Below are 15,076 nucleotides of genomic sequence, written 5' to 3' on the forward strand. Positions count from 1 at the left end.
CTGACCGGGTGGGTCAGGCTCGATCCTCTGTTCAACGGATTTGGTCCAAGCGTCCTATTTGTCCGGGGCTTAGCTGCGGAAGAGCGACAGGATATTCTGCGACGACGAATTCGCGATCGATAGCGACTGGATCGCCAGCTGCTGTTGTGTCTGCAAGGCAGACAGCCTGCTCGACTCCTCCTCCATGTCGGCGTCGACCAGTCGTCCCACGCCCGACTCGATGGAATCCGACAGCGCGCCGACGAAGTCTTCCTGCAGTTCGATGCGCGTCGAGATCGAACCCAGCTGCGCACCGGCAGAGGTCATTGCCGACAGCGCGGATTCGATGGTCGACAGCGCCGACTGGATCTGACCGGTGGTGAAGTCGGTAATGTCGAGCGAATAGACAGAATCGCCATTTGCGTCCACCGTTCCGAGGATGCCGGACGCGGTATCGATCGTCCCGCTGCTCATGCCGAACAACACATTGCCCGTGGAGCTGGTATCCAGGGCATAATCCGTCACTTTAACGGAAACGGCGCCGGAGCCATCGCGAACAAAGGACGACACGACGCTTTTCGTGCCGCTTTCGCCCGCAACCCAGTTCTCACCAGAGAACGACGCTGACTGGGCGATGCTCAGCAGCTGATTCTGAAGCTGCGTGATTTCTTCCTGGACCTTGGATTTGTCGACACCGTCTTCAGTCGCTGCCACAAGCTTGGATTTGATCTCGTCGACGACGTCGATCGCATTTTCCATTGCCGTATAGGCAGTATCGACCTTTGCTGCGCCGAGGCCAAGGGCGTCGGACACGGCGGAAAGTGCCTTGTTGTCGGACCGCATCGTGGTGGCGATCGACCAATAGGCGGCGTTGTCGGATGCGGTGTCGACCCGGTAGCCGGTAGAGACACTATTCTGTGTCGTTTCGAGATTGGAGTTGATGCTGCGCAGCGTCTGAAGGGCAGCCATCGCGGAATTGTTCGTATTGATGCTCGTCATAGAAATTCGACCCGTTCATGAAGTTGGATGTGTTGCATCCCGGGTCAATCCGGGCCGTGGCGAGCAGCCTCATGCTTATCGACCCGTGTTCGGGAAGGTCAATTCGCCATCGTTGGGTCAATTATGGTACTTAAAAGTACCTTAATCGTTAACACGAAAGGACGCGGCGATATTTTCTGCAGAAATGTGAGGCGAAGGCTCGGCTGCTCGATTTGCCGGTCATTTTTTCGGTCAAGGTCATGCCCGGTTAATGTCTGCTGAGAGCCGATCCCGAGTGCGCTACAGAAATTTCCAATCGGCAATTGACGTGTCGGCGGGAAACTGACTATCAATATTAAATCAATTTGATTGACTTCAAAAACAAAGAACAAGGGAACGTTGGGATGAGATCGAGCAAGCGCGTATTCCGTGACATTTCCATGCGTGCCGGCTGGGCAGTGCTTGTCGCTTTCGCGGCGGGCAGTGCATCCGCAGAGTCGGTGCTGACGATACATATCGAGGAGCAGTCCAGCTGGGTGCAGAACTTCAATCCGTTCGACCTTGCCGGCCGCCGGCAGAGCACCATGGATTTCATCTACGAACCCTTGGTCATCTTCAATGCGGAGGATGGCGGCAAGCCGGTGTTTCGTCTGGCGACCGACTATAAATTTTCCGAGGATATGAAATCCGTCACCTATACGCTGCGATCAGGCCTGAAATGGTCGGACGGTCAGCCGCTGACGTCGGCCGATGTGAAATACACGATCGATCTCATGCTCAAGAACGCCGCACTCGACACCGTCGGCGTCGGCGAGACCGTTGCCTCCGTCGAGGCGCCGTCGGCAACCCAAGTCAAGATCGATCTCAAGGCGGTGAATTCCGATTTTCCGGAAACGCTCGCCGACCTCGCCGTCGTTCCCGAGCATATCTGGAAGGATGTTTCCGATCCGGTCGCCTTCAAGAACGAGAAGCCTGTGGGGTCCGGCCCGATGACGGAGCTGCGCCGTTTCACGCCGCAGGTCTACGAGCAATGCCGCAACCCGAACTACTGGGATGCCGCCTCGCTGCATGTCGATTGCCTCAGGCTGCCGCAGATCTCGGGCAACGACCAGATGCTTGCGATCCTGCCGGAAGGCAACATGGACTGGATCGGCTCCTTCATTCCCGAGATCGACAAGACCTTCGTGGCGCTCGATCCCGACCATAACGGCTATTGGCAGCCGCCGGCCGAGACCGTCGCTTTCCAGATGAATTTCAAGAGCGGCAATGAAGGCAATCTCGAGGCCTATAAGGACCTGAACTTCCGCCATGCCTTCAGCCTCGCCATGGATCGCACGTCGATGGTCGATATTGCGGGCTTCGGCTATCCCGTCGTCAACGAACATGCGACCGGCCTGCCGCCACGCTTCGAGACCTGGCGCAACAAGGGCGCCGAAGGCGACAAGGACGCCTTCATGGGTTTCGATACCGAGAAAGCCAACAAGATCCTCGACGATGCCGGCTACAAGAAGGGTGCAGACGGCTTCCGCACGACGCCGAGCGGCAAGCCGATCGCCTTCGCGATTATCGTTCCGAACGGCTGGACCGACTGGATCGATGCGGTGCAGATCGCCGTCGAAGGATTGCGCGCCGCCGGCATCAACGCGTCGGTCGCGACCCCGGAATATGAACAGTGGCGCAAGCAGCTCATCGACGGCAGCTTCGAGGTCGTCATGAACTCCCGCGCCGATGGCGCAACGCCGTTCCGCGGCTATTACCAGAACCTGTCGACCGCTTATGGCGGGCGCATCACCGGCGCGCCCTCGCGCTATTCGAACCCGAAGCTGGACGCCCTTTTCGATCAGTATCTGAAGGCAACATCGGAGGACGATCACAAGAAGATCTTCAACGACATCCAGCTGCTGATCGCCGACGACTTCCCCGTCGTGCCGGTGTTCAACGGGCCGACCTGGTATCAGTTCTCCAGCAAGCGCTTCACCGGCTGGGTCACCGACAAGGATCCCGTCATGAACCCCGAGGATCATGACAACAACCGCATGCGCCTGATGCATCTGCTGCGCCTCAAGCCGGTCAGTTGAGCCTCGCGAGGGAGCGGAAATGCGCATTTCGAGCCGGCGCCTCGGCGTCTATGCGGTCGCCCTGGTGTTCGCCATCGTCGTGAACTTCATTCTTCCCCGGCTCATGCCGGGGAGTCCGGTCGACGCTATGGTCGCCCAGCTAGGTCCGCGGGCGACACCTGCCGCCGTCCAGGCGATCAAGGCGCGCTTCGGCGCGGTCGACCAGCCGATGCTCTGGCAATTCGTCGATTACCTCAAGGGGCTTGCGACCTTGGATCTCGGCGTTTCGGTCAAATATTATCCCCAGACCGTCGTCCAGGTTCTTGGCCGGTCGACGCTCTGGACGGTCTTTCTCGTGACGACCGCGATCATCTTTTCGCTCTGCGTCGGTGTCGTGCTTGGCGCGGTCTCGGCCTGGCGTCGCGGCGGGCGCTTCGACACGATCGTCTCGCCGCTCTCCGTGATCATGATTTCGGTGCCGCCTGTCATCGTGGCGCTGACGACGCTTTTCGTCTTCGCGGTCTCGCTGCGCTGGTTTCCCGTGGGCTATGCCTACGATCCGAACCTCGATCCCGCCTTCAATTTCACCTTCATCGGCAGCGTCTTCGCCCATGCGATCCTGCCGGTGCTGACGCTCTCGCCGTTCCTGATCGGCGAATTCCAGACGACGATGCGCTCGTCGATGATCTCGGTGCTCGGCGAAGACTATGTGACCATGGGGCGCGCCAAGGGGCTCAGCCATCTCACTGTCATGTTCGGCTACGGCGCCCGCAATGCCATGCTTCCGGTGCTGACCAACCTGGCGCTGATGCTCGGCGCCGTCTTTGGCGGCTCGATCGTCACCGAGATCGTCTTCAACTATCCCGGCCTGGGACTGACGCTCTATACCGCGAGCATCGCCCGCGATTACCCGGTCATCCAGGGACAGCTGCTGCTGATGACACTCGCGACGCTCGGCGCCAATTTCCTCGTCGACATCATTTACGGGCTCGTCGATCCCAGATTGCGGGAGGCCGTATAATGGGCTTCGGGCTACGGTCTATCCTCCGCCAGAAGAAAGCCCTGGCCGGCCTCGTCATCATTGTTGCCCTGTGGCTGATGGCGTTGTTTGCGCCGATCATTGCGCCCGGCGAGCCCGGAGCGCGTGTCGGACGCTCGCACCAACCGCCGTCGATCGAACATGTCATGGGCACCACGAAGATGGGGCGGGATGTCTATCGCCAGTTCGTCTGGGGCGCCCGCAGCTCTCTCTCCGTCGGCTTTGCCACGGGCATTGCCATCACCATTGTCGGCACGGCCATCGGCCTCGTCGCCGGTTATGCTGGCGGCAAGACCGATGCGGTGCTCGATCTTGCGACGAATGCCGTCCTGGTCATCCCGAACATGCCGTTGCTGATCCTGCTCGCCTCCTTCGCCGGCACGGTCGGGCCGATGGCGATCATGTCGATCATCGCGCTGACCTCCTGGCCTTGGGGCGCCCGCATGACGCGGTCACAGACGATGGCGCTTCGCAATCGTGATTTCGTCACGGCTTCCAAGATGATCGGCGAGCCCGCCTGGCGCATCATCTTCGTGGAGATCCTGCCGAACCTGACGACGCTGATCGGCATCAATCTCGTCGGCAGCATCATCTACGCCATCGTTGCCCAGACGACGCTCGAATATCTCGGCTTCGGGGATCCCTTGAAGGTCTCCTGGGGCACCATGCTTTACAACGCCCAGAATTCCTCGGCGATCATGGTCGGCGCCTGGTGGGATATTGGGGTGCCCGCGGCAGGCATCGCGCTCACCGGCCTTGGCCTTGCGCTTTTGAATTTCACCTTCGACGAGATCGCCAATCCGCAGCTTCGCTCCGGCCCGGCGCTGACACGCTGGTTCCGCCTCACCCGCGCCCGCAACAGAGAATTGGAGCTTGGCCGATGAGCGACAATCTTCTGGAAATCGACAAGCTCAATGTCGACTACCTCGTCGACAAGGGAGAGTTCCGCGCCGTCAAGGATGTCTCCTTCAATATCGGCCGTGGCGAGATCTTCGGGCTGGCCGGTGAATCCGGCTGCGGCAAGAGCACGATCGCCTATGCCATCACGCGTCTTTCCAAGGCGCCTGCCTGGATCAGCGGCGGCAGCATCCGGCTCGCCGGACAGGATCTCCTGAGGCTGCCCGAACGCGAGCTGCAGAAAATCCGCTGGAAGCGCATCGGCATGGTCTTCCAGAGCGCGATGAATTCGCTCAATCCGCTGATGCGCGTCGAGGCGCAGTTCCATGACGTTCTCTACCGCCACACCGGTTGCTCGCGCGAGCAATCCCGGCTTCGCGGCGAGGAGATGTTCCGCCTCGTCGGCATTCCCACGCATCGCATCGGCGACTACCCGCACCAGTTCTCCGGCGGCATGCGTCAGCGCATCGTCATCGCCATCTGCCTGGCGCTGAGACCCGAGCTTATTATCATGGACGAGCCGACGACGGCCCTCGACGTGGTCGTGCAGCGGGAGATCCTCGAGCAGGTCGTCGATCTGCAGCGGACCTATGGTTTCTCGGTGCTCTTCATCACCCATGACCTGCATCTGATGGCGCAGCTCTGCCAGCGCATCGGTGTCATGCTGAAGGGCGAACTCGTCGAAGTGGGCGACGTGCGCCAGGTCGCCCAGGCGCCGCTGCACGATTATACCCGCAAGCTTTGGAATGCCATTCCGCAGCTTCCAGGCAATCCGCATCTATCGGGAGTCTTGGCATGAAGGCGGAGGCAAATCCTGTGGTCGCGGAAGCCGTGATCCGGCTCGAAGATATCAAGCGTAACTTCGGCCCGCTACACGCGCTGAAAGGTGTGTCCTTCTCGCTCTTTCCCGGTCGGGCATTGGCGCTGGTCGGCGAATCCGGCTGCGGCAAGACGACCTGCGCCCGCATCATCGCGCGCTTGGACAAACCGACGGGCGGCAGGCTGTTTTTCCGCGGGCAGGATCTGACCGTCCGCGGCGAGGCAAAAGATGAGCATCAGTATCGCAGGGAGGTGCAGATGGTCTTCCAGGATCCGTTCTCATCGCTCAACCCGGCCTTTACGGTCAGCCATCATCTGGCGCGGCCGCTGCAATTGCACCGGCAGAGCGGCTCCAGGGCGGATCTTGCCGAAGAGATTGCCCGCCTGCTGACAAGCGTCGGGCTGGAACCTGATTTGACCAGGCAGAAATTCCCGCATGAACTCTCGGGCGGCCAGCGGCAGCGGGTGAATATCGCGCGCGCGCTTGCCGTTGCGCCGAGCGTGCTGGTGGCCGATGAGCCGACCTCGATGCTCGATGTCTCCATCCGCAAGGACATTCTCGATCTGCTCGCGACGGTGAAACGGGAAAATGACCTGGCCATGCTCTATATCACCCACGACATTGCGACGGCCGCACATGTGGCCGAGGAGATCGTCGTCATGTTCGCCGGCCAGATGGTCGAATGGGGCGACACCGATACGGTTCTGTCCGATCCGCGCCATCCCTATACAAAATTGCTGCTTTCGGCCGTTCCGGATGGCAGCCGGCCGTTCGTGACCGGCGGAAGCGCGCGTTTCCTCGAACAGGCGGAAAAGGTACGCTCGCTCAGCCGTCCGGAATCGGCTGTCATCGAGCAGGTCGGCTCCAACCATTTCATACGCGCACTCGGCGTTTCCAGCTGAAGGATGGCAAAGTGGACTATCTCGTTAACCTCTCCACCCTGCCGCCAGACACGCAGTCGCCCGAACGAATGGCACGCGAGGGTGTGACGATCCGCCGGGCTCTGCCGCCGGAATTCCGGCTGATCACTGGCTGGATCGCAGAACAATTCGGTGAGGGATGGGCGAGCGAGGCGTCCGTCGCGATGACCCGCCAACCGCCGACCTGCTTCATCGCCACGCGCGAGCAGAAGCTCGTCGGTTTTTCCTGCCATGAAGCGACGGCGCGCGGCTTCTTCGGACCGACCGGCGTCGACGAAGGCCTTCGCGGGCTCGGCATCGGCCGGGCATTGCTTTTTGCCAGCCTGAACGACCTGAAAGCGATGGGCTATGCCTATGCGATCATCGGCGACGTCGGCCCCTCGGCCTTTTACGGAAAGGCGGTCGGAGTCGTGCCGATCCCCAATTCCGCTCCCGGCATTTACGCCGGAATGCTCAAGACCTGATTTGTAAAAGCCCGATCTTCAAAAGGAAAAAGTGACCATGCCCACATCGCGACCGAAAACCCTGCGGCTTGAAACCCTTTGGAATCCGCCTGCGGATGGTAAGGAATTTTCCTACGTCCTGCGCCTCAAGAACCTCGGCACCGAGCCGCTTTCGAATTTTTCGCTGTGCGTGAGCGGCCCAGGTCGTGTCGATCCGGCCGGGCGCGTCGAAGGCGCCACTGTCTCGCAGCGGCTCTCGAATTTCACCGAATTCCAGCCGCCGGCCAATTTCGTTCTCGGCGCCGGCGAGACGTGGACGATCTCGGTCTACGCGCTGAGCTGGCAGTTCCGTCACTGGACGGACGGCGCGACGAGCGGCTATCTCGCGCTTTCCGACGGCAGCACGATCCTGCTCACCATAGAGCCGACGCGATCTTCGGTCAGCAATGCGCCGTTGAAGCGTGGCGCCGAGATCTATCCGGTTCCCGTCAATGCGCCCGTTCAGGTGTCGATCATCCCCTGGCCGAACCATGTGGCGGTCACTTCCCGTCGGCCCTTGCCGGCCGGTTTTGCGCCGCAGGCGCAGAGCGCTGAAGGGGAGGCGGCAGCCCGCAGTTTCGCAGCATTGGTCGAGCATCTCTTCGCCGTCGAAGGCATCGTGCGGAGCGAGGCGGAAGGCGCGGTTCCGGTTGCCCTGAAGGATGCCGCCGGCTTCGGGCCAGAGGCCTATCGGCTGAGCTTCGAGGGTGAGACGATCACGATCGAGGCAAGCAGCCAGACCGGCTTCCTCTACGGCCTCGTCACACTCGGCCAGATCTGGCGCGGTGCAAGGCTGCATCCCGAGGTCTTCCAGTTTCCGGCCTCCGGCGAGATCGTCGATGAGCCGTCGATGGGTTGGCGCGGCCTGCATCTCGACGTCGCCCGCCAGTTCTATGGCGCGGCTGAAGTCAAGAAGCTGCTGGCGGTGCTTGCCTGGAATAAGCTCAACCGCTTCCACTGGCACCTTTCCGACGACGAAGCCTGGCGCGTCGAGATCGACGCCTATCCTGATTTGACCGCGGTCGGCGCCTGGCGTGGCCACGGCCTTGCCGTTCCGCCGCTGCTCGGTTCGAGCCCGGCCCGCACCGGCGGTTACTACACCAAGGCTGCCATCCGCGAGATCGTCGCCCATGCCAAGAGCTTCGGCGTGGAGATCGTGCCGGAGATTGATGTCCCCGGCCATTGCTACGCCATGCTGCAGGCAATACCGGAACTGCGCGATCCAGCCGAGGTCGGCAGCTATTATTCGGTTCAGGGCTTTCCCGACAATTGCATCAATCCGGCCCGCGAGAAGACCTATGAGATCATCGAGACGATCCTCTCCGAACTCATCGAGCTCTTTCCGTTCAAGATCATCCATCTCGGCGCCGACGAGGTTCCGCTTGGTGCATGGTCCGGTTCGCCGGAAGCGCTCGAACGCCTGCGTAGCGTGGCGGGCGACGAGGTTGCCGATGCACATGCCAAGCGGCTGAACGTCGTGACCAATACCCATGGCGCCGACGACATCCACGGCTCGGGTGCCGCCATCCTGCAGGCGGAATTCCTGAACCGCGTCCAGCGCTTCCTTGCGAGCAAGGGCTGCATCACCGGCGGCTGGGAAGAGGCGGCCCACGGCGATGTCATCGACAAATCCAAGAGCTATCTCTGCAGCTGGCGCAATGTCGAGGTCTCGGCCGAACTTGCCGAGCGCGGCTACGAAATCGTCGTCTGCCCCGGACAGGTCTATTACCTCGACATGGCGCTCAGGCCCGACTGGGACGAGCCCGGCGCCAGCTGGGCGGGGACTTCGGATGCCGAGAAGCTCTACAATTTCGACCCCATCGGCGGCTGGACGGCGAGCCAGAAACAGAAACTCCTCGGCATCCAGGCCTGCATCTGGTCCGAGCCGATGACGGATCGGGCCGTTTTCGACCGCCTCGTCTTCCCGCGCCTTTCCGCGCTTGCCGAAACGGGTTGGACGAAGCCGTCATCCAAGTCGTGGGAGCGTTTCAGGGCGCTCGCAGGACTGATGCCGCTGCTCTACGGGCTGCAGCAGTCTTAGCGCCCGGATCGGGCTGGATTTTGATTTAAGGATCACCCTTGCCATCACCGGAGGCGGCGATGGCAAGGATACCGACATCGCTTTCAACGGGTGTTGTCAGGTGCCGCTTCATCTGCCGCTGGCAGCTGACATTCGGGTGCGGCGATACGAATAGGACGTGTTCCAATCTCCGCGCCGGTCGCGCGGTCGATGGTGACGGGATCGATCTCGGTTCCGGTCTCGGCGTCGAAGAAGCGGGTGACTGCACCGCCGCCGCGGTGCTTGCGGCCCCAGGCGCCGATCGCAAACAGCACCGGCAGAAAGTCGCGGCCGGCTTCCGTCAGCACATATTCGTCGCGCGGCGGACGCTCGGAATAGCGACGCTTTTCCAGCAATCCTTCCTCGGTCAGCGATGACAGCCGCCCCGTCAGCATTGTCGGGACGATGCCGAGGCTTTTGCGAAATTCATCGAAGCGGGTCAGCCCCGCATGGGCGTCGCGCATGATCAGCATGCTCCACGCGTCGCCGACGAGCGCCAGGCTGCGGGCGATCAGGCAGGGTTGTTCGGAAAGATTCTTCATGTTGATATCTTTTTAGTAGTGACTTGCTATCGATTTGATAGTAACAGAATGCGCATGGATGTTCCACGACAAAAACGAAGGTAGACGTCAATGAGCAAAAGAGAACGCGGCATTGCCCTGGTCACCGGGGCTTCCTCCGGCATCGGGCTGGTGACGGCGAAGGCGCTGCGGCGCGACGGCTACCGGGTGTTCGGCACCAGCCGAAAGCCGATGGCCGACACCGCCGATGGGATCACCATGCTGGTCTGCGACGTCATCGACGATCAGTCCGTGCAGAGCGTCGTCGACGAGGTTCTAAAACGCACGGGACGGATCGATCTTCTGGTCAACAATGCCGGAATCGGCCTGCTCGGCGGCGCCGAGGAATCGACGACGGCGCAGGCCAAAGCCGTATTCGACGTCAACGTCTTCGGCACGATGCGCATGACCAATGCGGTGCTGCCGGTGATGCGGCGGCAGCGCAGCGGTCGGATCATCAACCTGAGCTCGATCCTTGGGCTGATCCCGGCGCCCTTCAACGCGCTCTACGCAGCGACCAAGCACGCGGTCGAAGGTTATTCGGAATCCCTCGATCATGAAGTGCGCACACAGGGCATCCGCGTCGTGCTCGTCGAACCGGGTGTCACCCGCACCTCCTTCGAGGAGAACATCACGCGCCCCGACCGGCCGCTTGCCGTCTATGACGCAGTGCGCGCCGACGCGGAGAAGCTGATGCGCGAGATCGTCTCAAAAGGCGATGCGCCCGAGGTGGTCGCCGCAACCGTCATCCGGGCCGCCAATGCGGCCTCGCCGAAAAGACGCTACACGGCCGGGAAAGCAGCAGGCCAGGTGCGCTTCATCCGCCGCTTCCTGCCCGAGTCCTTCGTCGACAAGAGCCTCCGGAAATTCAACAAACTTCCCGCTTGAGCCTGCCTTGCCGCAGTGCCGGCTCATCCCAGAAACGAAAGTTCGCCCTCATGAAAGCATTCCTGATCGATCGCTACAAGAAAGGTGGCGCCCTCAGGCTCGGCCAGAGCCCTGAACCGCAGCTGCGCAAGAACGACGTCATGGTCGAGATCCATGCCGCCAGCGTGAACCCGCTGGATGCCAAGATCCGGGACGGAGAGTTCAAACTCATCCTGCCCTACCGGCTTCCGCTGGTGCTCGGCAACGATGTCGCCGGCGTCGTGGTCCGGGTGGGCGCCAATGTCCGGCAATTCAAACCCGGTGACGAGGTCTATGCGCGTCCTGATCAGGATCGCATTGGCACGTTCGCCGAGTATATCGCCATCGACGCTGCCGATGTTGCGCTGAAGCCCGCCAATCTCAGCATGGAAGAGGCCGCATCCGTTCCGCTTGTGGCGCTGACCGCATGGCAGGCGCTGGTCGAGCGCGCCAAGCTGCAGAAAGGCCAGAGGGTGCTGATCCATGCGGGTTCCGGCGGCGTCGGCACCATCGCGATCCAGCTTGCCAAGCATCTCGGCGCTCATGTGGCGACAACGGCGAGCACGGCAAATATCGATCTGGTGAAAAGCCTCGGCGCTGACGTGGTGGTCGACTACAAGACGGACGACTTCGAAAAGGTGCTGAAGGGCTATGACGTCGTGCTGAACAGCCTCGGCAAGGATACGCTGGAGAAATCGCTCGCCGTCCTGAAGCCCGGCGGCAAGCTGATCTCGATATCAGGTCCGCCCGATCCCGATTTCGCCAGGGAAAGCGGCTTCGGCTGGCTGCTGCAGCAGGTCATGCGCTTCTTGAGCTTCGGCATCCGGCGGAAATCGAAACGCCGGGGGATCGGCTATTCCTTCCTCTTCATGACGGCAAACGGCGCGCAGCTCGGCAAGATCGCTTCGCTGATCGAGGCGGGCGCCATCCGCCCCGTCATCGACCGGGCCTTCCCGTTCGAGAAGACCAACGAAGCGCTGGACTATGTGGAAACGGGACGCGCGAAGGGCAAGGTCGTCATCGCGGTGAAGTGAGGCCTGGGAAGGCCGAAGAGCCCAGGTTTAGCCAAGCGGCTTTTGCAGGATGTCGAAGCGCGGATTGGTTTCGGAAAAGAGAAGTGCGGTCGAGCGAAGGGGCTTCACTGTCGTTGCCGGTAGGCAGAGGGTGTGATGCCTGTGCCCAACTTAAATGCCCGTGTCATGTGGCTCTGGCTGCTGAAGCCGCAGGCCGAAGCGATCTGCGCTATTGGGTCCATGTCTGATAACATCGATTTGGCGCGCTCGACACGCCGGTGGGCCACCCAGCCATGCGGAGACACACCGTAGCTTGCCCGGAACATCCGCTGAAAATGAAACGCGCTGAGCTGCCCGATCGCCGCCAGATCCTGCAAGCGGATTGTCTCACCGAGATGGGCCTCGATATACTCCAGACTCCGGCGCCGCACATGAGGAGCAAGCCCGCCGCTGATCGCACAGGGACGCATCCCTCCATAACGCGGATCAACGAAGAAATCGTTGATCGCCTGCGTCATCGCTTCCTCAGCCAGCAGATGGCCGCCCGCCAACATCGCTTTCGTCATCTGCCGAAGCGTGTGCGCCAAGGCGGGTGCATCTGCGAAGGTTACTTCGGGAAGAGCCATGAGCCGAGCATCGCGGTCAAACGTCTCAGCAAACATCCGGCGCATCTGGTCGTCGGGAACATACAGATGGACGAATTGAGAGAAGTCGGTGATTTCCCATTCGGACGAGTGCTCCTGTGGCATGATGCACAGCACTCCCGGACGGCCGCGCGCGGCGGGGCTGCCATCCAGACGACGCGTTCCGACGCCGCCCTTAAGATAAAGACTGAACGTATGACCGTTCGGCCGCTGATAGCTCATCCTGTCGTGTGCATTGCTCCAGATGGCAGCTGATCGTCCGAACCCCAAATCGATGGATTGTGACATCCGCGCAGTGGGAGATGCGGACAAAAACCTGAAAACCGAGGGGTGACTATATTTCACCAATTCTTTCCCACACCTGACCATGCCGCGCGAACAATAACGGCGGACGACCCGCATGGCGAGCCGGAAGTCCGGGCAAATCGATTTGATAGCAAGAATCTGCAAGAGGCCTGCGCACGGTTCGCCTATTGGTCGGGAAAACGAGGATCACTCCATGGCAAATGCCGCTCTCTTCATCGCGACCGTCCTCATATGGGGGACGACTTGGATCGCCATTGCGATGCAGGTCGGTCCCGTGCCGGTCTTGGTCTCTGTCTTTTACAGATTTGCGGTTTCAGCCGTGATCCTCGTCGCCATCCTGGCTGTCATGCGGCGGCTCAAGCTCCCTGCCTTGCGCGATCAACCTTTCATCCTTGCGCAAGCGCTCTGCCTGTTTAGCCTCAATTTCATCTGTTTCTACAACGCCGCCGCCTCTATCCCGTCCGGGCTAATCTCCGTGATCTTCTCGCTCGCAACGATCTACAATGCCGTCAACGCGCGCCTCTTCTTCGGCGACCGCATTACAGGCCGCACGCTTCTCGCAGCGGCGCTCGGAGCAACCGGCCTTCTCCTCCTTTTCGGACAGGACGTTGTCGTCGATTTCGATATGGGTACGTTGAAAGGGATCGGGCTCGCAGCGCTTGGCACGCTGTTCTTCTCGCTGGGCAATATGGCATCGCGTCGAAACAGCGCGGTCGGAATCTCACCGCTGACCGCCAATGCCTGGGGCATGACCTATGGCGCGATCGTCCTCCTCTTCCTAATTGCCGTGACGCAAACGCCGATCGTCGCGCCGCCTAACATCACCTATCTTGCCGCCCTGCTCTATCTCGCGGCAATCGGATCGGTGATCGGCTTCACCACCTACCTCATGCTGGTGTCGCGCATCGGCTCCTCACGCGCCGCCTATGCCACCGTCCTGTTCCCGATCGTCGCCCTGTCATTGTCGACGGTATTCGAGGGCTACCACTGGACCGGCCTAGGCCTGATCGGCCTGGCGCTGACGCTTCTCGGCAACGTGGTCATCTTTGCGCGACCTCTAGCCCGTCGCCCGCCGCAGTCAGATGCGAGGCTGCCCGCAGGCGGATGAGAGGCTGGCCTCGGCAATCTCCCGGGCGAAGGTAGCTAGCCGAGCGGCTTTTGCAGGACGTCGAAGCGCGGATTGGTTTCGGAAAAGATCGGCAGGGCGGCGGCGCCGAGGATTGCCGTATCCTTGCCGGTCGTGCCGATCATGACGCGGGGTACCGCCCGTTTTTGATTGGGGTCGATCGGGGTGTGCAACGGCTCCAGCCGCTCTGCAAGCCGAAGCATCAGCGACGTCGAGATGCTGCCTCCGAGTACGATGGTCTGCGGATCGAAGGCCAGCTCCAGAAAATCGACGGTCTGCCGTAGCGGCTGGACGGCCTGATCCAGCCAGGCGTCGAGACCTTCGCTGCCCTTGGCGATCAGCGCGTCGAGATCGTCGGGCGACAGCTCCTCGGCGTTGGCAATGCCCATGTATTCATAGGCAACGGCCGGCGAGACGTAGCGATCCAGACAGCCGCGCTTGCCACAGCTGCAGAGCTTGCCATGCGGTTCGACGATAATATGCCCGATCTCGCCGGCATTGTTGCGGCTACCCTTGTAGAGGTGGCCGTCGAGGAACATTCCGGCACCGATGCCCCCGCCGCCGGCGAGAAACAGATAGACGAAGCTGCCCAAACCGCGGGCGACACCATGAAGACGCTCGCCGATCGCTGCTGCCGTCGCATCGTTCTCGACCAGCACCGGCACTTTTACCCGCTGTTCCAGCTCGTGCCCAACGGGAAAATCCTGCCAGCCGGGCAGGTTCAGCGGGCTGAGAGAGGTGGTGCCGCCATCGGCATAGCGGCCGGGCAGGGCCATCCCGACGCCGAGCAGCCTATTCCGGTCGAATGCGAAGGCTTGCTGGAGATCCTCGACGATGGACTGGAGAGCCGGCATGGCCCGTTGCGGATCCGGATGTTCGACGTGGCGCTCGATGCGCGCGCAAACGGCGCCGGAGAGATCCGTCAGGATCCCACTTGCGCGCTGGCGGCCAAGTTCGAGGCCGATCGAATAGGCGCCGCGCGGATTGATGGTGTAGGGGATGATCGGCTGGCCGCGCGCCAGCTTCTGCGCCTCGGACGGGACGAGAAGGTGGGATCTCTCCAGTTCCTCGACGATATTGGACACAGTCTGGGCGGTCAGCGCCGTCATCCGGGCGATCGCCGCCCGCGACAAGGGACCATTCGTGCGGACAGCCTCGATCACCACACGCCGGTTGTGAGACTTGGCCTGCTCGAGATTCGTGCCGGAGATCGCCTTCATGTCGCCTTCAAAGGAAATGGTGCGTCACCCTTGTCACAAGACGAACACCGATGAAAGCTCCATTCTTCGG

14 protein-coding genes are annotated in these 15,076 nt (G+C 61.5%); 10 read left to right on the plus strand and 4 right to left on the minus strand.

Annotation, left to right across the window (positions count from 1 at the left end; genetic code table 11):
• Nucleotides 1-69: 69 nt before the first annotated feature.
• Nucleotides 70-978: a flagellin gene (locus G9X67_RS02550; protein WP_029874829.1), complete on the minus strand. Its 909-nt coding sequence runs from the start codon at nt 976-978 to the stop codon at nt 70-72.
• Nucleotides 979-1,361: 383 nt separating this feature from the next.
• On the opposite strand from G9X67_RS02550, the gene G9X67_RS02555 reads away from it, so the two are divergent.
• The 7 genes from G9X67_RS02555 to G9X67_RS02585 are packed head-to-tail and all read left to right on the plus strand — an operon-like array spanning nt 1,362 to nt 9,213.
• Nucleotides 1,362-3,035: an ABC transporter substrate-binding protein gene (locus G9X67_RS02555; protein WP_171597983.1), complete on the plus strand. Its 1,674-nt coding sequence runs from the start codon at nt 1,362-1,364 to the stop codon at nt 3,033-3,035.
• A 19-nt stretch (nt 3,036-3,054) separates the two neighbouring features.
• On the plus strand, nt 3,055-4,035 hold the full coding sequence (locus tag G9X67_RS02560; RefSeq protein WP_171597984.1) for an ABC transporter permease: 981 nt from the start codon (nt 3,055-3,057) through the stop codon (nt 4,033-4,035).
• Complete coding sequence (locus G9X67_RS02565) at nt 4,035-4,937, plus strand: ABC transporter permease (RefSeq protein ID WP_138331443.1); 903 nt, start codon at nt 4,035-4,037, stop codon at nt 4,935-4,937. Before G9X67_RS02560 ends, G9X67_RS02565 begins: the two co-directional genes overlap by 1 nt.
• Nucleotides 4,934-5,749 (plus strand): ABC transporter ATP-binding protein, encoded by an 816-nt coding sequence (locus tag G9X67_RS02570; protein ID WP_138331442.1) that lies wholly within the window; start codon nt 4,934-4,936, stop codon nt 5,747-5,749. Before G9X67_RS02565 ends, G9X67_RS02570 begins: the two co-directional genes overlap by 4 nt.
• The gene (locus tag G9X67_RS02575) at nt 5,746-6,672 is read left to right on the plus strand and encodes an ATP-binding cassette domain-containing protein (protein WP_171597985.1); all 927 of its coding nucleotides are present in this window, start codon (nt 5,746-5,748) and stop codon (nt 6,670-6,672) included. Before G9X67_RS02570 ends, G9X67_RS02575 begins: the two co-directional genes overlap by 4 nt.
• A gap of 11 nt (nt 6,673-6,683) precedes the next feature.
• Entirely contained in the window at nt 6,684-7,154 is a 471-nt protein-coding gene (locus tag G9X67_RS02580) for a GNAT family N-acetyltransferase (RefSeq protein ID WP_171597986.1), read from the plus strand.
• Nucleotides 7,155-7,191: 37 nt separating this feature from the next.
• Complete coding sequence (locus G9X67_RS02585; RefSeq protein WP_171597987.1) at nt 7,192-9,213, plus strand: beta-N-acetylhexosaminidase; 2,022 nt, start codon at nt 7,192-7,194, stop codon at nt 9,211-9,213.
• Nucleotides 9,214-9,296: 83 nt separating this feature from the next.
• On the opposite strand, the gene G9X67_RS02590 is transcribed toward G9X67_RS02585, so the two are convergent.
• On the minus strand, nt 9,297-9,773 hold the full coding sequence (locus G9X67_RS02590; protein WP_138331438.1) for a helix-turn-helix domain-containing protein: 477 nt from the start codon (nt 9,771-9,773) through the stop codon (nt 9,297-9,299).
• Nucleotides 9,774-9,863: 90 nt separating this feature from the next.
• Between G9X67_RS02590 and G9X67_RS02595 the strand changes: the two genes are divergently transcribed.
• Nucleotides 9,864-10,679: an oxidoreductase gene (locus G9X67_RS02595; protein ID WP_138331437.1), complete on the plus strand. Its 816-nt coding sequence runs from the start codon at nt 9,864-9,866 to the stop codon at nt 10,677-10,679.
• 50 nt (nt 10,680-10,729) lie between these two features.
• A complete protein-coding gene (locus G9X67_RS02600; protein WP_171597988.1) occupies nt 10,730-11,731 on the plus strand; it encodes an NADP-dependent oxidoreductase in 1,002 nt (333 codons plus the stop codon).
• 104 nt (nt 11,732-11,835) lie between these two features.
• Here the strand turns inward: G9X67_RS02600 and G9X67_RS02605 are convergent, their stop codons facing one another.
• Entirely contained in the window at nt 11,836-12,576 is a 741-nt protein-coding gene (locus G9X67_RS02605) for an AraC family transcriptional regulator (RefSeq protein ID WP_171598244.1), read from the minus strand.
• 277 nt (nt 12,577-12,853) lie between these two features.
• Between G9X67_RS02605 and G9X67_RS02610 the strand changes: the two genes are divergently transcribed.
• Nucleotides 12,854-13,768 (plus strand): DMT family transporter, encoded by a 915-nt coding sequence (locus G9X67_RS02610; protein ID WP_171597989.1) that lies wholly within the window; start codon nt 12,854-12,856, stop codon nt 13,766-13,768.
• A gap of 35 nt (nt 13,769-13,803) precedes the next feature.
• Here the strand turns inward: G9X67_RS02610 and G9X67_RS02615 are convergent, their stop codons facing one another.
• A complete protein-coding gene (locus G9X67_RS02615) occupies nt 13,804-15,006 on the minus strand; it encodes an ROK family transcriptional regulator (protein ID WP_171597990.1) in 1,203 nt (400 codons plus the stop codon).
• Nucleotides 15,007-15,076: the final 70 nt, after the last annotated feature.

The organism is Rhizobium sp. WYCCWR 11152 (genome assembly GCF_013087615.1).
In the GTDB taxonomy this organism is placed as follows: Bacteria; Pseudomonadota; Alphaproteobacteria; order Rhizobiales; family Rhizobiaceae; genus Rhizobium; species Rhizobium indicum.